General features: G+C 69.2%; 18 protein-coding genes and 1 pseudogene. 14 read left to right on the top strand and 5 right to left on the bottom strand.

The features are described from left to right. From EBL85_RS02220 to EBL85_RS02205, 4 genes and pseudogenes are all read left to right on the top strand, one after another. Window positions 1-475 (top strand): annotated as a pseudogene (locus EBL85_RS02220) (serine/threonine protein kinase); the annotation flags it as partial. Between the two features lie 120 nt (window positions 476-595). After that, window positions 596-1,765: a VWA domain-containing protein gene (locus EBL85_RS02215; RefSeq protein WP_123142050.1), complete on the top strand. Its 1,170-nt coding sequence runs from the start codon at window positions 596-598 to the stop codon at window positions 1,763-1,765. Window positions 1,766-1,835: 70 nt separating this feature from the next. Beyond that, window positions 1,836-2,465: a glycine zipper domain-containing protein gene (locus tag EBL85_RS02210; RefSeq protein WP_123142049.1), complete on the top strand. Its 630-nt coding sequence runs from the start codon at window positions 1,836-1,838 to the stop codon at window positions 2,463-2,465. A gap of 19 nt (window positions 2,466-2,484) precedes the next feature. Next, the gene (locus tag EBL85_RS02205) at window positions 2,485-3,174 is read left to right on the top strand and encodes a M48 family metallopeptidase (RefSeq protein WP_123142048.1); all 690 of its coding nucleotides are present in this window, start codon (window positions 2,485-2,487) and stop codon (window positions 3,172-3,174) included. A gap of 15 nt (window positions 3,175-3,189) precedes the next feature. Here EBL85_RS02205 and EBL85_RS02200 read toward each other — a convergent pair whose 3' ends face one another. The 3 genes from EBL85_RS02200 to catB all read right to left on the bottom strand — a co-directional run bounded on the left by EBL85_RS02200 (window position 3,190) and on the right by catB (window position 4,856). Continuing rightward, window positions 3,190-3,378 carry an SHOCT domain-containing protein gene (locus EBL85_RS02200; protein ID WP_200189243.1) on the bottom strand — a complete coding sequence of 63 codons (189 nt, stop codon included), beginning with the start codon at window positions 3,376-3,378 and terminating at the stop codon, window positions 3,190-3,192. Between the two features lie 395 nt (window positions 3,379-3,773). Continuing rightward, on the bottom strand, window positions 3,774-4,091 hold the full coding sequence (locus EBL85_RS02195) for a hypothetical protein (RefSeq protein WP_148040507.1): 318 nt from the start codon (window positions 4,089-4,091) through the stop codon (window positions 3,774-3,776). A gap of 129 nt (window positions 4,092-4,220) precedes the next feature. Further along, the gene (catB, locus tag EBL85_RS02190; protein WP_123142047.1) at window positions 4,221-4,856 is read right to left on the bottom strand and encodes a type B chloramphenicol O-acetyltransferase; all 636 of its coding nucleotides are present in this window, start codon (window positions 4,854-4,856) and stop codon (window positions 4,221-4,223) included. A gap of 128 nt (window positions 4,857-4,984) precedes the next feature. Between catB and EBL85_RS02185 the strand changes: the two genes are divergently transcribed. Then, on the top strand, window positions 4,985-5,416 hold the full coding sequence (locus EBL85_RS02185) for a thioesterase family protein (RefSeq protein WP_123142046.1): 432 nt from the start codon (window positions 4,985-4,987) through the stop codon (window positions 5,414-5,416). A gap of 246 nt (window positions 5,417-5,662) precedes the next feature. On the opposite strand, the gene EBL85_RS02180 is transcribed toward EBL85_RS02185, so the two are convergent. Further along, the gene (locus EBL85_RS02180; protein ID WP_123142045.1) at window positions 5,663-6,022 is read right to left on the bottom strand and encodes an acyl-CoA thioesterase; all 360 of its coding nucleotides are present in this window, start codon (window positions 6,020-6,022) and stop codon (window positions 5,663-5,665) included. Window positions 6,023-6,149: 127 nt separating this feature from the next. Here EBL85_RS02180 and EBL85_RS02175 point away from each other — a divergent pair, with 127 nt between their 5' ends. From EBL85_RS02175 to EBL85_RS02140, 9 genes are all read left to right on the top strand, one after another. Beyond that, on the top strand, window positions 6,150-7,976 hold the full coding sequence (locus EBL85_RS02175; RefSeq protein WP_123142044.1) for a sodium:solute symporter: 1,827 nt from the start codon (window positions 6,150-6,152) through the stop codon (window positions 7,974-7,976). Window positions 7,977-8,057: 81 nt separating this feature from the next. Further along, a complete protein-coding gene (locus tag EBL85_RS17170) occupies window positions 8,058-8,231 on the top strand; it encodes a symporter small accessory protein (protein ID WP_165913431.1) in 174 nt (57 codons plus the stop codon). Continuing rightward, complete coding sequence (locus EBL85_RS02170; RefSeq protein WP_123142043.1) at window positions 8,218-9,588, top strand: alginate export family protein; 1,371 nt, start codon at window positions 8,218-8,220, stop codon at window positions 9,586-9,588. Before EBL85_RS17170 ends, EBL85_RS02170 begins: the two co-directional genes overlap by 14 nt. A gap of 90 nt (window positions 9,589-9,678) precedes the next feature. Further along, window positions 9,679-11,298, top strand: a complete 1,620-nt coding sequence (locus tag EBL85_RS02165) for a thiamine pyrophosphate-dependent enzyme (protein WP_062272371.1) — start codon at window positions 9,679-9,681, stop codon at window positions 11,296-11,298. A gap of 92 nt (window positions 11,299-11,390) precedes the next feature. Further along, complete coding sequence (locus EBL85_RS02160; RefSeq protein ID WP_062272373.1) at window positions 11,391-11,882, top strand: indolepyruvate oxidoreductase subunit beta; 492 nt, start codon at window positions 11,391-11,393, stop codon at window positions 11,880-11,882. Window positions 11,883-11,970: 88 nt separating this feature from the next. Further along, window positions 11,971-13,305 (top strand): phenylacetate--CoA ligase family protein, encoded by a 1,335-nt coding sequence (locus EBL85_RS02155; RefSeq protein WP_123139955.1) that lies wholly within the window; start codon window positions 11,971-11,973, stop codon window positions 13,303-13,305. Between the two features lie 56 nt (window positions 13,306-13,361). After that, a complete protein-coding gene (locus tag EBL85_RS02150; protein ID WP_005221249.1) occupies window positions 13,362-13,799 on the top strand; it encodes a hypothetical protein in 438 nt (145 codons plus the stop codon). 23 nt (window positions 13,800-13,822) lie between these two features. Beyond that, window positions 13,823-15,160, top strand: coding sequence for a phenylacetate--CoA ligase family protein (locus EBL85_RS02145; RefSeq protein ID WP_123142042.1), 1,338 nt, complete (start codon window positions 13,823-13,825; stop codon window positions 15,158-15,160). Between the two features lie 27 nt (window positions 15,161-15,187). Further along, on the top strand, window positions 15,188-15,958 hold the full coding sequence (locus EBL85_RS02140; RefSeq protein ID WP_123139956.1) for a DUF4412 domain-containing protein: 771 nt from the start codon (window positions 15,188-15,190) through the stop codon (window positions 15,956-15,958). A gap of 42 nt (window positions 15,959-16,000) precedes the next feature. Here the strand turns inward: EBL85_RS02140 and EBL85_RS02135 are convergent, their stop codons facing one another. Then, window positions 16,001-17,386, bottom strand: coding sequence for an AMP-binding protein (locus EBL85_RS02135; RefSeq protein WP_223806028.1), 1,386 nt, complete (start codon window positions 17,384-17,386; stop codon window positions 16,001-16,003). Window positions 17,387-17,401 lie beyond the last annotated feature (15 nt).

Here is a 17,401-nt window from a genome sequence, read left to right as displayed (position 1 = left end):
CGCGACCAGCGCGGCGCCCGCGCCGGCCGCTGCTGCGGCCGCAGCAGCGGCCGGCGCGGGCGCCGCGCTGGTCGCGCCCCGCAGCGAGCGCCCCACGCCACCGCCACAGACCGCCAGCATCCCCAGCGGCCCGCTGCCGAGCATCTTCTCCGATCAGCAGCCCGACGCCCCGAGCACCTCGACCCGCCGCCCCGGATCGCTGCAGGACCTCTTCGAGCAGCAGCGCGCGCCCAACCTCTCGCAGCCGGTGGTCTCGACCCCCAAGCCCGAGACCAAGGCGGCAGAGGAGCCGGCACCAGCCGTCGAGCCCAAGCCGCAACCCAGGCGCGAACCGGTGGTGGTCGCCAAGCCACCACCCGAACCGCCCAAGGCGCGGCCCCGGCCCGCGCCCAAGCCCGCGCCCAAGCCAGCCCCATCGAGTGGCGGTAGCTCGGGGTGGGGATTCAAGTACAAGGGGGCGGAGCGCAGCTACTGACCTCGCCCGCCCCGGACAGGGATCGTTCGTCGCCCGCGTCGAGGGACCGGGCGGCGGCACGAGTGACGCCACGCCCGGCGTGGCGTTCGGCCCATCGTGTGATACATCGAGGAATCGCCCATGCAATCAGCTCGTCCCCGAACCACCCGCCGTCCGTGGCTGCGCCACGCGCTCCTGGCCCTCACCACCCTGATCCTCGCCCTGACCGGCAGCGGCGCCGCGCTGGCCCAGAGCGGCTACGGCTTCGCCGCACCCGGCGGTTACGGCCTCAAGATCTACCGCACCGACTATACGCTCTACCCCTTCGTCCAGGTCTATCTGCGCACCTTCGACTCGGACATGCAGCCGCTGATCAACCTCAACGAGCTCAACATCGGGCTGATGGTCAAGGGCCGTCCCTACAACCCGATGAAGCGTCAGTACGGCATCCAGTCGATCCGTCAGCGCGAGGAGGCCACCCGCAGCGTGCTGGTCATCGACGCGAGCAAGACCATGTCCGGCGCACCCTTCGAGGAGACCCTGCGCGCCGCCATCGGCTATATCGAGAGCAAGCGTCCGCAGGACGAGATCGCGGTGCTGGCGGTACGCGACACCAAGCAGGGCTACGAGCTGGTCTCGCAGTTCGAGCGTGACGAGCGGGTGCTCGCCCGGCGCATCGCCGACATCCAGCCCGACGGCATGAAGACCCGGCTCTACGACACCATCGGTGCCGGCATGCAGATGTGCGCGATGAGCGCCCAGGGCTCGGTGGCCGGCGGCAACTACGTGGTCTCCTGCTCGCTGGTGGTGTTCTCCGACGGCAAGGACGAGGGCAGCTCGATCACCCGCAACGAGCTGATGACCCGTATCTCCAACCTCAGCGTGCCGATCCCGATCTACTCGCTCGCCTATTCACGCATCGACCCGAGCCACTTCCAGAACCTCGAGGCGCTGTCGAAGAACTCCTTCGGCGTCTACTACCTGGTCGGCGAGACCACCGCACGCATGCAGCGCATCGTCGAGGAGATCCAGAACATCCTCCAGAGCGACTACGTGGTCACCTTCCGCTCCTACATCCCGGTCGACGGCGAGAGCCACAGCCTCAAGCTCGGCGTCGAGTACCCGAGCGGCAGCGGCAAGTACGTCTATGACGACACCAGCTTCGAGGCGATCCAGCCGCCGCCGATCCCGGCGATCCGCTCGGCCATCACCAAGTTCGAGCAGGCCATCCCCAAGCTCCCGGCGGGTCAGACCCCCTATTGGGATGATCCCGCAGCGGCCCCCGAAGCGGCCCCGACCATGCCCCAGTGAGGCACGCCGGTCCGGGCCGCTCGGCCCGGACGGCCCTCGACACCGAATCGACAGCATCGCGAGGAAGCAGATGATGAAAACACCATATCGTAAGGGTCTGACCGCGGCGGCGCTCGCCGCCACGGTGGCGGTCAGCGGTTGCCAGACCACCGGCGATACCCAGGATCAGGCCGCCGGCGCCGGCATCGGCGCGCTGGTCGGCGCCGGCATCGGCGCGCTGGTCACCGGCGATGCGCGCGGCGCGGCGGCGGGCGCGGCCATCGGTGGCGCGCTCGGCTGGAGCGTGGTCGCACTCAATCAGTACCAGTCGCGTCAGGTGCGCTCGAGCGCCGCCGACAGCCGGGTCTACGGTCTGAGCAAACCGGTCGAGCGCACCCAGGTCAAGATCCGCCGCGGCTCCAACTCGCCGCGTACGGTCGGCCGCGGCCAGTCGGTCGATCTGGTCACCGACTACTCGGTGATGCTGCCCCCGAGCGTCTCGCGCACCTCGGTCACCGAGAGTTGGACGCTGAAGAAGGATGGCCGCTCGGTAGCACGCCTGCCGGCCAAGACCAGCACCCGCTCCGCCGGTGGCTGGGCCGCCCAGGCCGAGATCACCATCCCCAGCGACGTGCCACCGGGGACCTATGTGATCGAGCACCGCGTCAAGGCCGGGTCGAGCTACGACACCGACGAGTCGACCTTCGTGGTGCGCGGCTGAGCGCGGCACCGACCGGACGATGCCGCTCCACTGGCTGCTCGGACTGGCGCTGTTCGGTGGGCTGTTCGGCGGCGGCGCGGACCAGGGCTGCGCCACCGCCGAGCGGACCATGCAGCGCATCGAGCGCGACTGGCCGCTGCGCGCCTCGGGCGACCCGCTGCGCCGTCACGTCCAGGCCCTCGGCGCCCGACTCGGCGCGATCGCCGGGCTCGACACCGAGGTGCGAATCCACCTGGTACGCAACCTCGAGCCGCTCGCCTTCGCCCTCGGCGGCGGCCAGTTCCTGGTCAGCGACGGTCTGATCGCACTGGTCGGCGACGAGGCCCAGCTCGCCGCGGTACTCGCCCACGAGATCTCCCACCAGCGGCTCGGTCACTTCTGCGCCGCCCCCGACTCGGCCGATCAGCGCATCGATCTCGGCGCCGTCGTCCAGCACTTCGACCTGCAGCGCGAGATCGCCGCCGATCGGGCCGCCGAGGCGCTGCTCGCGCGCGCCGGGCTCGACCCCGGCGCCATGGCCGGGGTGCTCGTCTGTCTGCAACAGGGTCACGGCGCCAGCGCCCAGCTCAGCGCACGGATCGGCGCGCTCGCCCCGGCGCCACCGCCCCACCCCGAGCACGACTCGCCCGCCTTCACCAGAGTGCGCGCGCAACTCGTCGACGAACTCGACGGGCTCTGGTCGGAGAGCGGCAGCTGTCGTCCACGCTGAGCGCCGCATCACCGCTCAGCGCAACAGATCCTCGCGTCGGCGCTCGAATTCATCGTGCTCGATCTCGCCGCGCGCATAGCGCGACTCGAGGATGCGCAGCGCCTCCTCGCTGGCACATCCCTCGCGGCCGCGCCCATCGCGCCGCCCGGCACGCAGTGCCCAGACCACGCCCAGGATCACCAGGACCCAGAAGATCCAACCCAACCCACCGGGTATCCAGCCATGATGCATCGTTCGTTGCTCCAGAAGTCAGAGTTTCAGGGATTTGAGCCGCAGCGCGTTGGCGATCAGATCAAAAACTGAGGCCCACCGCGGCGGCGGCGACGATCGGCGAGCGCAGCAGGCCAAGGGCCGGATACAACACCCCAGCCGCAACCGCGACACCGAGCGCGTTGTAGACGAAGGCGAGGATCCGGATCGGCGCGGAAACGCGCTGCAGAATCGATGGACAGTGCCGCGATGACGGTGGACACGGGGCGTGTCGTGGGCAACGCTCATACCACAGCGCAGACCCGTCGCGGCATCGCTGGCAGCCCGCATGACCGACCTCGGTGCTGGCCGCATGGAACGGGCGCGCCCGTGGGCGCGCCGGCCTGGGCTCAGTCGCCCTTACGCTGTGCTTCGACCAGCGCCTCGAGCAGACGTTCGATATTGGCCATGTGACGCTCCATGCGCTCCATGTGCGCCTGCTGCATCTCCCAGCGCGAGCGCATCATCGGCGGCGGCATGCCGGGGCCCATGCCCATCGCACCCGGGGACATGCCCGCGGGCGGCATCGGCCCCGGGCCTCCCATCGGCATCGGTGTGGTCGCCGGGACCGCCTCTCCCTCCTCGGCCGGCACCGGCATGGCGAACAGCAGCGCGAGGAGCGCGGCGCCGAGGATGCGCACGGCAGACACATGCGTTGCAGACATCATCTCTGACCTCCCTTGATCGGCTGGTTGCAAACCTGCAGACGAGACGTGTCCTCGTCAGGGTGAGTCGGAATCTCCCGACTCACCCGCGACACTGGGCGCAGAGGGCAAGGATTCAACCAGGCGGAAGGATCAGGCGGGGGCGTGATGCTGCAACCAGAAACGATGCAGGGCCGCGACATTCTGGGCGCAGAGCAGCGGCATCGCCGCCTCGAGCTGCTCGGGTTCCCAGTCCCACCAGGCGATCTCGAGCAGCAGCTCGATCTCCTCGGCGGTGAAGCGGACCCGGATCGGACGCGCCGGATTGCCGGCGACGACGGTATAGGGCGGCACATCGCGGCTGACCAGGGCGCGGCTGGCGACGATGGCCCCGTCGCCGACCCGCACGCCGGGCATCAGCATCGCCTCGCTGCCGATCCAGACATCGTTGCCGATGACGGTGTCGCCGGCCGGGACATAGCCATCGAGGGCGCCGGCGAAGGGGGTGTCGTCGCGATAGAAGAAGGGATGGGTGCTGATCCAGTCGCTGCGATGGCCCTGGTTGCCGGCCATCATGAACACCGCACCACTGCCGATCGAGCAGAAGCGCCCGATGATCAGGCGGTCGACATCGTCGCGATCGGGATCGAGATAGCGCACACACTCATCGAAGGAGTGATGGTGATAGTAGCCCGAGTAGTAGCTGTATTCGCCGACCTCGATATTGGGGTTGCTGACCTGCTCGCGCAGTGACTTGCCGGCGAAGGGGCTCTCGAAATGGTTGCGCATCCTGACGCTCCGATCCATGACGCACGCGACACGAGGTGCGTCGACTCGCTGAAACCTCCGAGTGTAACCGCCCGTCGCGCCGCGCTGCTATCATCGACGCCCAGGTCCAGCCGCAGCCAGAGCGCGTCATGATCCCCCGCCCCTTCGAATACCGCTTCACCGTCCAGCTACACGACACCGATGCCGCCGGACGCCTGTTCTTCGCCCATCTGTTTCGTCATGCACACGACGCCTACGAGGCGCTGATGCGCGAGATCGGCCAGCCGCTACCGCCGATGATCGCCGCGCAGACGCTGCTGCTGCCACTCACCCACGCCGAGGCCGACTATCTGCAACCGATGCAGCACGGCGAGCGGATCTGCGTCGAGGTCGAGGTGCTGGAGCTACGCCAGCGCGCCTTCAGCCTCGGCTACCGGTTCCTCGACGCCGCCGGCCGCCTCGCCGCGCGGGCGCGCACGGTCCATGTGCAGATCGCCCTGGAGCCGGGGAGCGCGCGCAGCCTCGCCCCCGAACTGCGCGCGGCCCTCGAACCCCACCTCGCCGCCGCGCCGACCGAGTGAGGACCCGCGACGCCAGCGGCCAGCGGCCAGCGGCCAGCGGCCAGCGGCCAGCGGCCAGCGGCCAGCGGCCAGCGAGATTGAACCGCGAAGACGCCAAGGTCGCGAAGCGGGAAAAGAGCAAGCTATCTTCAGCCTCCAGCGGGAAGCAGCTCCAGTCGCCAAAGCCTTGAAATTAAATAACTTTGCGCGCTTTGCGTCTTCGCGGTTCAGTCTTAGCGGTTCAGTCTTTCCGGCTGACGACTGACCTCAGCGCCCCGGCAACGGGCATTTGTGCCCATCCTCGTCGACCCGCACGAAGGTGATGCAGGTCGAGAAGATCTCCTGTTCGGCGCCGGTCTCGAGGTCGTCGGCGAAGACACTCACCGCATAGGTCAGCGAACTGTTACCACGGCACGACTCGACGGCCTCGAAGCGCAGCACCGCCCCTTCGCGCACGCTGTGATGGAACTCGACCCGATCCATCCCGACGGTGACCAGGCGACAACCGGGATTGTCGCGACTGGCGGCGATCCAGCCGATCTCATCGACCCACTGCAGCAAGAAACCACCGAATAGATAACCATAGTGGTTGAGATGTCCGGGTCTGACGACCTTGTAGTTTTCCATAAGTGTCCCTCGATGCAACAAAACCTTCAAAAAACCGCGTTTAACTGCGCTGGATCTATATAAAGCCCCGCACGACTTGGGTATTTTTCGCCCCCGCATTCGCTAACGACCTGATCGAGGGGGAAACATGCCCGACACCGCGGCCCTGGGCTGGATCGACATCGTCGTCATTCTGACCTATCTGTTGACGACCGCCTATCTCGGCTGGCTCGGTTATCGCGGCACTCGCTCGGCGGCCGATTTCCTCGTCGGCGGGCGTGGCACCCATCCGGTGGTGATGGCCATTTCCTATGGCGCCACCTTCATCTCCACCGCCGCCATCGTCGGTTTCGGCGGAGTGGCCGGGTTGTTCGGCATGAGCCTGTTGTGGCTGGTGTTCACCAACATCGCCGTCGGCATCCTGCTCGCCTTCGCGCTGCTCGGCGAGCCGACCCGTCGACTCGGCCATCAGCTCGGCGCCCACACCTTCCCCGAGCTGCTCGGCAAGCGTTACCAGAGCCGCGCCATCCAGCTCTTCTCCGGCGGGCTGATCTTCCTCTTCATGCCGCTCTACGCCGCCGCGGTGATGACCGGCGGCAGCGTCTTCGCCGCCACCCAATTCGGTATCGACTTCGAGGTCGCGCTGCTGGTCTTCGCGCTGATCACCGCCGCCTATGTCATCCCCGGCGGGCTCAAGGCGGTGATGTACACCGACACCCTGCAGGGGCTGGTGATGATGGGGGCGATGCTATTCCTGCTGGTGTTCACCTATTCCTCCCTCGGCGGCATCGGCGAGGCCCACCAGGCGCTCACCGACATGGCCGACCTGGTGCCGGCGCCCCTGCAGGAGATCGGCCACCGCGGTTGGACGGCGATGCCCGAGTTCGGCTGGGGTTCGCACCAATATGACCTGTGGTGGATCGTGGTCAGCGGCATCATCCTCGGGGTCAGCATCGGCGTGCTCGCCCAACCGCAGCTGGCGGTGCGCTTCATGACCGTGCGCAGCCGCCGCGAGCTCGATCGCGCGGTCCCGATCGGCGCGGTGTTCATCCTGCTGATGGTCGGCACCCCCTATCTGGTCGGCAGCCTGTCGAACGTCTGGTTCGCCAAGAACGGCCCCGAGATCCACGGCCAGCTGGTCGAGACGCTCGACGGCGAGCACGACCACGCCCTGGTCCAGCCGATGGTGCAGGACGCCACCGGCCACTGGTCGGTCGACCCGGCGCGCGGCCCGGTGCCGCTGATCGTCGCCAGCCGCGATCCCGCACGCGATGCCAGCGGCGCCACCTTCACCCTGCTCGGCGGGCGCTCCACCGCGATCACCGCCGTCGGCGGCGATGCCGACCGCATCATCCCGGCCTATATCGGCGCGGCGCTGCCGCGCTGGTTCGGCGTGGTCTTCCTGCTCGCGCTGCTGGCCGCGGCGATGAGCACCATGTCGAGCCAGTTCCACACCATCGGCACCGCCGCCGGGCGCGACCTCTACGAGCGCATCAGCCGCGGCCGCCAGCGCGAACCGAGCCTCATGGTGATGCGTCTGGCGGTGATGCTGGGACTGCTGATCGCCGTCACCATCAGCTACGCGGTGCGTCAGGAGTACGTGGTCGCGCGCTTCACCGCGATCTTCTTCGGGCTGTGCGCGGCGAGCTTCCTGCCGGCCTATTTCGGCGCGCTGTTCTCGCGCCGGGTCACCCGCGCCGGGGCGCTCGCCTCGATGCTGGTGGGGATGGGCGTGTCGCTGTTCTGGCTGGTGCTGATCAAGTCCAAGGAGGCCGCCGCCATCGGTCTGGTACAGCACCTCACCGGCGGCGAGACCAGCCTGCTGGCCGATCACCCCAACTGGCCGATGGTCGACCCGGTGCTGATCGCACTGCCGGCGGCCACCCTGACGCTGATCCTGGTGAGCGCGGTCACCCGCCCGCCCGAGCCCGAACACCTGGCCCGCTGCTTCCCGGAGCGCGCCGCCCGAGACTGAAACACCGGTCGCCATCACCAGCCGGCGCCCCGGACGACGCAACGACGCCCGGCCCGACCGGGCCCCAGCAGGAGAAGACGCATGCTCGGCATCGAAGACCCCTGGGTATGGCTCGCCTATCTCGGCAGCATCCTGGTGACCCTGATCTGTCTGCTCTATGGATGGATCCGACGCAACACCGCGGACGACGAACCCAGCGCCGCGGACCGACTCTGGGCACTCGAAGAACAGCAGGTGGAAGATGCGCTGCGCTAGGCTCACCCGTCCCCTCATCGCGCTCTCGGCGCTGCTGCTCGCGGCTCCGACCCAGGCCGCCGGCGACGCCTTCGACTGGGGCGCCGATCTCAGACTGCGCCATGTCTCCATCGGCAACGTCGGCTTCAACAGCGACAGCCCCACCGCCGAACGCAACTTCCAGCGTTATCGCGCCCGGCTCTGGGGCGGCTATGAGATCGACCCCGGCGTGCGCCTCGACGCCCGGCTGATCTGGGAGGGGCGTCACTATGTGCTGCCGACCCCGGGCGCCTGGCCGCTGCCGGGGTTCGAGCGCAACTACAGCGGCGGGGTGCTCTTCGACCGGCTGGTGTTCACCCTCGAGGAGCCGGGCGGGCTGCCGCTCACCCTCAAGCTCGGTCGTCAGGACCTGATCTTCGGCAACGGCTGGCTGGTGCTCGAGAGCAGCCCCTTCGACGGCTCGCGCTCGATCTATTTCGACGCCGCCCGCGCCACCCTCGACCTCCCCGGCGACACCCAGCTCGACCTGGTCTACATCGACCAGAGCGCCGACACCGGACGCTTCCCGCAGGCGCTCAACGGCGAGCTCGAGGATCAGGTCGAGCAACACGAGAGCGGCGTCATCCTCTATGCCCGCAACCGCGCGCTGATCCCCGGCGCCGATCTCGACGGCTACTTCATCTACAAGCACGCACGCCCCAACGAGACGCCCGGCAACCTGCGCTTCAACAACGGCTATCCCTTCACCTCGCCCACCGAGCACGGCGACGTCTATGCCGCCGGCGCGCGCATCGACACCCCGCTCGCCGAGCGCTGGCGGCTGCGCGCCGAGGGCGTCTATGAATGGGGCACCCGTAACGGGCGCGATCTCGACGCACTCGGCTTCAACAGCCGGCTGACGCTGAACCTCGGCGGCGGGCTCGACAGCAAGCTCCATCTCGACTACGAGTATCTCTCCGGCGACGACCCCGACAGCGCCGGCGACCAGGCCTTCGACCCGCTGTGGGGACGCTGGCCGCAGTGGAGCGAGCTGATGATCTATCAGTGGCCGCTCGAGACCCGGGTGGGCGAGGCGAGCAACCTGCACCGCGCCAACCTCGGCTGGATCGCCCAGCTGCTGCCCTCGACCCGCCTCACCCTCGACTACCACGCCCTCTGGGCCGATCAGCACAGCACCCGCAGCGCCGCGCAGCTGGCCAACATCAGCGGCGCGGGCGACTTCCGCGGTCATCTGTTCACCGCCTGGATCAAGACCCGATTCAATGACCATCTCGCCGGCCACCTGATGGCCGAATACCTGCAACCGGGCGATTACTACGCCGCCCACCGCCGCGACAACGGCTACTTCGTCCGCGCCGAGCTCACCCTGAGCTGGTAGGGGCCGCGGTCCCCTTGGTTGCTGCGACGCAACAAGGGGACCGATAATGCAACCAGAATCCTTCTGCACTACGAGAGCGAAACCGAGACCATGACTGGAGAACGGCTTTTGTTGAGCGGCGACGACGCGGTCGCCCTGGGAGCACTGCACGCTGGCGTGCGGCTGGGCACCGGCTATCCCGGCACGCCCTCGACCGAGATCCTCGAGACCTTCGATCGCATCGGCGGCCGCGCCCAGTGGTCGCCCAACGAGAAGGTCGCGCTCGAGGTCGCCTGCGGCTCGGCCTTCGCCGGCGCGCGCACCATCGTCACCATGAAGCACGTCGGCCTCAACGTCGCCGCCGATGCCCTGTTCACCGCCACCCACACCGATGTCGACGGCGGACTGGTGATCGTCTCGGCCGACGACCCGGGCATGGCCTCGAGCCAGAACGAGCAGGACAACCGTCACTACGGTCGCGCCGCCGCCGCGCCGGTGCTCGAGCCGATCGACTCGCAGCAGGCCTACGACTTCACCTGGCTCGGGCTCGAACTCTCCGAGCGCTGGAAGATCCCGGTGATCCTGCGTCTGACCACCCGCGTCTGTCACGCCAAGACGGTGGTGCGTCCGCGCGCACCGCATCAGGACGACAGCGCACTGCGTTTCCGCCGCGACGTCCCGGCGCGGGTGATGATCCCCGCCTTCGCCAAGCCGGCACATCGTCGGCTGCGCCAGAAGCTCGCCGAGATCACCGCCTGGAACGAGGCCGAGGGGCCGATCGAGGAGCACCGGGGCAACCGTGAACTCGGCATCGTCGCCACCGGCGTGGCCGCCGTGCACGCCCGCGAGGCCGCGCCCGATGCCTGCCAGCTGACCATCGGCCTGACCTACCCGCTGCCGCTCGAGCGCATCCGTGCCTTCGCCGCCAGCGTCGACCGTCTGGTGGTGATCGAGGAGGGCGACCCGGTGCTGGTCGACAGCCTGCGCGCCGCCGGCATCGATGCCGAAGGCAAGGCCGAGCAGTATCGCTTCGGCGAGCTCAATGTCGCGCGGGTACGGCGCATCCTCGCCCGCGACACCAGCCCCGAGAGCGAGCCGCCGGCGGGCAAGCCGCCGGAGCTGTGTCCCGGCTGCTCGCACCGCGCGGTGTTCGAGACCCTGCGTGATCTCGACTGCATCGTCTCGGGCGACATCGGCTGCTACACCCTCGGCGTACTGCCGCCCTTCTCCGCCATGGACACCTGCGTGTGCATGGGCGCGAGCGTCGGCGTCGGGCTCGGGCTGCGTCACGTCCTCCCCGAGGACGAGGCACGCCGGGTGGTCAGCGTGATCGGCGACTCGACCTTCGTCCACTCCGGGCTCACCGGCATCGCCGAGATGGTCTACAACCCGCCGGCCACCGGCCACGTGGTGCTGATCCTCGACAACGCCACCACCGCGATGACCGGCCAGCAGGAGCACCCGGGCACCGGTCGCCTGCTCGACCACAGCCCGACCAAGCGCATCAGCTTCGAGTCGGTGTGCGAGTCGATGGGCGTCGACAACGTCCATGTGCTCGACCTGCACCGCAACGCCGACGGGCTGCGCCCGCTGCTCGAGGAGCTGCTCGCCCGCGACGAGACCTCGGTGGTGATCACCCGTCAGCCCTGCGTGCTCGCCGCGCCGAAGATCCGGCTCTACGAGAAGGCCGCGGCCGAACAGGCCGAGTGCGCCGCCGCGACCCAGGACTGAACCCGGTCGTCGGCGCCCACCCGGCGCCGACGCCGCCCCGAACCCGGGGCGCGCGCCACGGCACGCGCCCGCACCTTGAGCGAGAAGATTCGATGCAACAGGTCAAGAACATCGTGATCGCCGGACTCGGCGGCCAGGGGGTCATCAAGGCCTCCGACATCCTCGCCGACGCGGCCTTCCGCGCCGGCTTCGACGTCAAGAAGAGCGAGCTGCACGGGATGAGCCAGCGCGGCGGCTCGGTGAGCAGCGACGTGCGCTACGGCGAGGGCGTGCTCAGCCCGATGGTACCGCCCGGCGAGGCCGACGTGCTGCTGGTGCTCGAGGCCACCCAGGTCGAGATCAACCGCCCCACCCTGCGCGCCGGCGGACTGCTGATCGGCCCGGATGTCATCGAGCCCGGCGCGCTGCGCAACCGCAAGAGCCTCAACGTCGCCCTGCTCGGCGCGCTCTCCACCGCGCTCGAGATCGATCAGGCACACTGGGAGGCGGCGCTCCACGCCAACCTCGCCGAGAAGCTCCACGCCATCAACGAACAGGCCTTCGCGCTCGGTCGCGAGGGCGCGGCGCGCCACCTCGGTCAATAACGATCGGCAGGGGCGCGCCGCGCCCCGCCATCCGCCAGCATGGGTCGACCGGGCACGCCCACGGTCGATCCGGATCAAGAGGACACCCATGTTTAAAGAGCTTTGGAACGACGCCGCCGGTGGCTTCCACCCCGCGAGCGCCCCCGACTACCTGCCCGAGCAGGCACTGCGCGAGGTGCAGCTGCGCCGACTGCGCGCCGTGGTCGAGCATGCCTACAAGAACGTGGCGCTGTTCCGCAGTCGGATGGAGGAGCGCGGTCTCACCCCGGAATCGGTCCAGAGCCTCGCCGACATCGCCAAGCTGCCCTTCACCGTCAAGGCCGACCTGCGCGACACCTATCCCTCGGGGCTGTTCGCCGTGCCCATGGGCGACGTGGTGCGGCTGCACGCCTCCTCCGGCACCACCGGCAAGCCGATCGTGGTCTCCTACACCCGCGAGGACATCCAGGTGTGGTCCGAGGTGATGGCCCGCGCGCTGGCCTGCTACGGCCTGCACCGCGGCGACATCATCCAGAACGCCTTCGGCTACGGTCTGTTCACCGGCGGGCTCGGCGTGCACTATGGCGCCGAGACCCTGGGCGCGACCGTGGTGCCGATCTCCGGCGGCAACACCGACCGCCAGCTGATGGTGATCCGCGACTTCGGCGTCTCGGCGCTGTGCTGCACGCCGAGCTACTTCGCCCACATGCTCGAGCGCGCCGAGGAGCTCGGCGTCGACCTGCCGGCCTCGCCGCTGCGCGTCGGCGTGTTCGGCGCCGAGCCCTGGAGCGACGCGATGCGCCGTCACATCGAGGAGGCCGCCGGGATCCGCGCCTACGACATCTACGGGCTCTCCGAGATCGTCGGCCCCGGGGTGGCGAGCGAGTGTACCGAGCAGCACGGCCTGCACTTGTTCGAGGACCACTTCTACCCCGAGATCATCGACCCCGAGAGCGGCGAGCCGCTACCCGACGGCGAGGAGGGCGAGCTGGTCATCACCACGCTGAGCAAGCGGGCGATGCCGATGATCCGCTATCGCACCCGCGACATCACCTCGATCATCCCCGAGCGCTGCGCCTGCGGTCGTACCCTGCGGCGGATGCGCCGCATCGAGCGCCGCTCCGACGACATGTTCATCATCCGCGGCGTCAACGTCTTCCCCTCGCAGGTCGAGGCCGCGCTGCTCGCCGTCGAGGGCACCCTGCCGCACTACCAGATCATCCTCACCCGCGATCACGGTCTCGATCAGATGGCCGTCGAGGTCGAGGTCACCGCCGAGGTGTTCAGCGACAAGGTGCGCGCACTCGAGGAGGTGCGCGCCCGTCTGGCACAGTCGATCGAGCGCATCATCGGCATCCGTGTCATGCTCCGTCTGGTCGAGCCGCGCACCATCGAGCGCAGTCAGGGCAAGGCCAAGCGCGTGATCGATCGCCGCCACGACTGAGCGGCCCCGTCGTCGGTGACGACGGCCAGGAAGATGCACAAAGGGGAGTCGAACCCATGAAACTGCAACAACTGTCACTCTTTCTCGAGAACCGTCCCGGCCAGCTCGGGGCACCGCTGGAGGCGATCGCGGCCGAGGACATCAACATCCTCACCCTGTCGCTCGCCGACACCGCCCAGTTCGGCATCCTGCGTCTGATCGTGCGCGAGTGGGAGCAGGCCAAGCAGATCTTCGAGCAAGGCGGCTGGGTGGTGAAGCAGACCGAGGTGGTCGCCGTCGACGTGCTCGACCGCCCGGGCGGCCTGGCCGGCGCGCTGGCGGTGCTCGAGGCCGCCGAACTCAACATCGAGTACATGTATGCCTTCTCGCTGCGCCGCGACGACAAGGCGATCCTGATCTTCCGTTTCGAGGACCCCGACCGCGCCATCGAGGTCCTGCTCGAGCACGGGCTGCACGTGGTCGAGGCCGAGGAACTGATGCGTCACGTCGGCTGACGCCAACCACAGACCCAATGCCAATGTCCAACCAAGACCCCGACTGGTCGAGCGAGAACCGTATCTGGAACCGCAGCGCCGAGACCCTCCCGCGCGAGGAGATCGCGGCGCTGCAACTCGAACGACTGCGCGCCATGGTCGAGCGCGTGGCCCAGGTGCCCTTCTACCGCGATCAGTTCAAGCACGCCGAGATCGGCCCGCAGAGCATCCGCTCGCTGGCCGATCTGCGGCGCCTGCCCTTCACCACCAAGGACGACCTGCGCCGCCACCAGCCGCTCGGCTTCCTCGCCGTGCCGCGCAAGGAGCTGGCGCGCATCCACGGCTCCTCGGGCACCACCGGCGTGCCCACCTTCGTCGCCTACACCGCGCAGGACCTGCGCACCTGGTCGGAGCTGTGCGCGCGCTTTCTCGTCGCCGGCGGGCTGCGCCCGGCGCACACCGCCCAGGTCGCCTTCGGCTATGGCCTGTTCACCGGCGGGTTCGGCCTGCACTACGGCATCGAGCGGGTCGGCGCGGCGGTGATCCCGGCGGCGGCGGGCAACACCCGACGCCAGATCGACATCATGCGCGAGCTCACCCCCGAGGTGCTGATCTGCACCCCGAGCTATGCGCTGACCATCGCCGATACCGCGCGCGAACTCGGCATGGATCCGGCCACCCTGCCGATGCGCTACGGCCACTTCGGCGGCGAGCCCTGGACCGAGGACATGCGTCGCGAGATCGAGGACCAGCTCGGGCTGCAGGCGTTCAACAACTACGGGCTCTCGGAGGTGTTCGGCCCCGGGGTCGCCGGCGAGTGCCCGCTGCACGACGGCATGCACATCCAGGAGGACCACTTCATCGTCGAGTGTCTCGACCCCGAGACCCTGGAGCCGGTCGCCGAAGGCGAGCCGGGCGAGCTGGTGATCACCAACCTCACCCGCGAGGCCACGCCGCTGATCCGCTACCGCACCCGCGACATCGCCCGGCTCTATCGCGAGCCCTGCGCCTGCGGCCGCACCACCATGCGGATGAGCCGGGTGACCGGGCGCACCGACGACATGCTGATCATCCGCGGCGTCAACGTCTTCCCCTCGCAGATCGAGGAGGCGCTGTTGCGCGTCGAGGGCACCACCCCGCACTATCTGATCGAGGTCGACCGCCCGGGCACCCTCGACGAGGTCCACGTCAAGGTCGAGATGCGCCCGGAGATCTTCTCCGATCGCATGGACCGGATGCAGGGGCTGTGCGAGCACATCAGCCGCGAGATCCAGACCGTCGCCGGCATCCGTGCCCATGTCGACCTGGTCGAGCCGAGATCGATCGAGCGTTTCGTCGGCAAGGCCCGGCGCGTACTCGACAAGCGCCGGCTCAACGACTGACCCAAGGGCCACATCCCAGGAGAGAGCATGACCATGATCCATACCGCGCGCCGAACCCGACTCCCGGCCGGGCTGCTGCTCGCCGCCCTGCTGCTGCCGCTGCTCGCCGTCGCCGGCGACGGCTACTATATCGAGACCGTCAATCGCGGCTCGGCGGTGATGACCGAGGGGCCGCAGGAGAGCCTCACCAAGACCTACATCGCCGCGGGCAAGATGAAGGTGGTCAACAGCGGCGAGAACGCCGACAGCATGATCCTCGACCCCGAGTCCGGGGTGATCACCTTCCTCAACGACGGTCTGCAGCAGTACTTCACCATCAACGTCGACGACGTCGCCAAGGCGATGGCCGACCCGAGCATGGCGCAGATGCGCGCGATGATCAGCGAGACCAAGGTCAGCGTCGAGGACACCGGCGAGACCCGCCAGATCGGCGACTGGGAGTGCCGCAAGTACGCAGTCACCAAGCAGGGCATGATGCAGGTCGAGCAGGAGGTGTGGGCGACCGAGGAGATCGATCTCGACGTCCGTCCCTACACCCGGATGATGCGCATGGCCGGCGCCGGCGACATCCCCGGCGGCGCCGAGCAGATGGCCGAGCTCGACAAGATCAAGGGCTTCCCGATCCTTACCATCAGCACCATGAACATGATGGGCACCGAGGTGCGCACCGAGACCGAGGTCACCGCGGTACGCCAGGAGACGATCGCCGACGACTTCTTCACCGTCCCCGACGACTATCAGCTCAAGGAAATCGGCATGGGCATGGCGCCCCCGGCCGGACACCCGCCGGCGCAGTGATCCGCGCCCCGTGGCCGGCGCGCGCCGGCCACGGCACCCGACTCAGCCCGCCCCCGTCCGCGCCAGCGAACCGATCGCCACCCGATCGTACTTGCCCGAGTCGAGCAACGGCAGCGCCGCCACCCGCAGCCAGCTCCGCGGACGCTCCGAGCCCGACAGCGGCCCCGCGCACCACACCGCCAGCTCATCGGCACTCGCCTCGCCACTGTAGACGGCCACCAGCCGATGCCCCCACACCGGGTCCTCGAGCGCGACCACGGCGAGCGCCGTGACCCCGGGCGCCCCGGCCAGCACCGCCTCGACGCGGGCGAGCGAGACGTTGTTGCCGGCGATCACCCGCAGGTCGTCGGCGCGTCCCTGCACCCAGAGCGCGCCCGCGTCGGCGACCCAGCCGAGGTCGGAGGTCTCGAACCAGCCATCGCGCAGCCCCTCGCCGGGGCGCCTGTCGGGGTTGGCATAACCCTGCATCAGCACCGGCCCACGCAGCCACAGCCGCGCAGGTGCCTCGGCCTTGCCACCGCGCGCCGCACAACCGGGTAGCAGCGGCCCGATCCGTCCGGGCGACGGCGCCGCGTGCAGCCGCGCCGAGGTGGCGATCTGCGAGCCGGTCTCGGTCATCCCGTAGGTGACGTGCAGCGGCCAGCCGGCCTCGAGTGCGCGCGCGGCGAGCGCCGGGCTCAACGCCTGACCACCGACCATCACCACCCGCAGCGAGGCCGGTGGCCGCACGCCGTGATCGAGCAGACGCGCCAACATCGGCGGTACCAGCGAGAGATGGGTGATGGCGTGCGCATCGAGATCGTGCGCCACCTGCTCGACGGCGAACCCCTGGTGCAACACCAGGGTCGCGCCGGCCAGGGCGCAGCGATAGGCGATGGCGAGACCGCCGACATGACTGGTGCGCAGACAGCACAGCCAGCGATCGCCGCCCCCGAGCCCGAGGCTGTGGTTGCAGCCGAGCGCCGAGGCGAGCACGGCATCGGCGCCGAGCATCGCCGCCTTGATGCGCCCACCGCTGCTGCCGCTGGTACGGATCAGCAGCGCCGGGGGGCGCGCCGGGGGCGTCCCGGGCCCCGGGCCGAGCCGTTCGAGCCGGGCACCGAGCGGATCCCAGTGCCACTCGACCGCGGCCAACCGCGCCAGGTCGGCGCGGGCCTCGCGGTCGAGTCCGGCACGATAGGGGAAGAGCGCGGCACCGAGCCGCGCCAGGGCGTGCTGCATCAGCAGCAGATCGAGCACCGGGGCATCGGGGGCGAGCACCAGCTCACCGGCGGCCAGCCCCTGATCGCGGAGCAGCCGGGCACGCGCTGCGACCTCGACGCCGAGCCGATCGTAGTCCCAGCGCTGATCACCACAGACCAGCGCCAGCCCGGTGCCCGAGCACCAGGGGGCGGCGGAGAAGTCGGGGGAGCGAGTGCGCACCGGCATGCCCCGCGGGGCATG

This window comes from Marichromatium sp. AB32 (genome assembly GCF_003718675.1).
GTDB lineage: Bacteria > Pseudomonadota > Gammaproteobacteria > Chromatiales > Chromatiaceae > Marichromatium > Marichromatium gracile.
The sequence above is the reverse complement of the archived record's forward strand: the minus strand, read 5'-3'. Positions and strand labels throughout refer to the sequence as shown.

Coding starts and splice junctions, on each gene's coding strand:
- EBL85_RS02215 (WP_123142050.1), top strand. CDS start 596: ATGCAATCAGCTCGTCCCCGAACCACCCGCCGTCCGTGGCTGCGCCAC.
- EBL85_RS02210 (WP_123142049.1), top strand. CDS start 1,836: ATGATGAAAACACCATATCGTAAGGGTCTGACCGCGGCGGCGCTCGCC.
- EBL85_RS02205 (WP_123142048.1), top strand. CDS start 2,485: ATGCCGCTCCACTGGCTGCTCGGACTGGCGCTGTTCGGTGGGCTGTTC.
- EBL85_RS02195 (WP_148040507.1), bottom strand. CDS start 4,091: ATGATGTCTGCAACGCATGTGTCTGCCGTGCGCATCCTCGGCGCCGCG.
- catB (WP_123142047.1), bottom strand. CDS start 4,856: ATGCGCAACCATTTCGAGAGCCCCTTCGCCGGCAAGTCACTGCGCGAG.
- EBL85_RS02185 (WP_123142046.1), top strand. CDS start 4,985: ATGATCCCCCGCCCCTTCGAATACCGCTTCACCGTCCAGCTACACGAC.
- EBL85_RS02180 (WP_123142045.1), bottom strand. CDS start 6,022: ATGGAAAACTACAAGGTCGTCAGACCCGGACATCTCAACCACTATGGT.
- EBL85_RS02175 (WP_123142044.1), top strand. CDS start 6,150: ATGCCCGACACCGCGGCCCTGGGCTGGATCGACATCGTCGTCATTCTG.
- EBL85_RS17170 (WP_165913431.1), top strand. CDS start 8,058: ATGCTCGGCATCGAAGACCCCTGGGTATGGCTCGCCTATCTCGGCAGC.
- EBL85_RS02170 (WP_123142043.1), top strand. CDS start 8,218: ATGCGCTGCGCTAGGCTCACCCGTCCCCTCATCGCGCTCTCGGCGCTG.
- EBL85_RS02165 (WP_062272371.1), top strand. CDS start 9,679: ATGACTGGAGAACGGCTTTTGTTGAGCGGCGACGACGCGGTCGCCCTG.
- EBL85_RS02160 (WP_062272373.1), top strand. CDS start 11,391: ATGCAACAGGTCAAGAACATCGTGATCGCCGGACTCGGCGGCCAGGGG.
- EBL85_RS02155 (WP_123139955.1), top strand. CDS start 11,971: ATGTTTAAAGAGCTTTGGAACGACGCCGCCGGTGGCTTCCACCCCGCG.
- EBL85_RS02150 (WP_005221249.1), top strand. CDS start 13,362: ATGAAACTGCAACAACTGTCACTCTTTCTCGAGAACCGTCCCGGCCAG.
- EBL85_RS02145 (WP_123142042.1), top strand. CDS start 13,823: ATGTCCAACCAAGACCCCGACTGGTCGAGCGAGAACCGTATCTGGAAC.
- EBL85_RS02140 (WP_123139956.1), top strand. CDS start 15,188: ATGACCATGATCCATACCGCGCGCCGAACCCGACTCCCGGCCGGGCTG.
- EBL85_RS02135 (WP_223806028.1), bottom strand. CDS start 17,386: ATGCCGGTGCGCACTCGCTCCCCCGACTTCTCCGCCGCCCCCTGGTGC.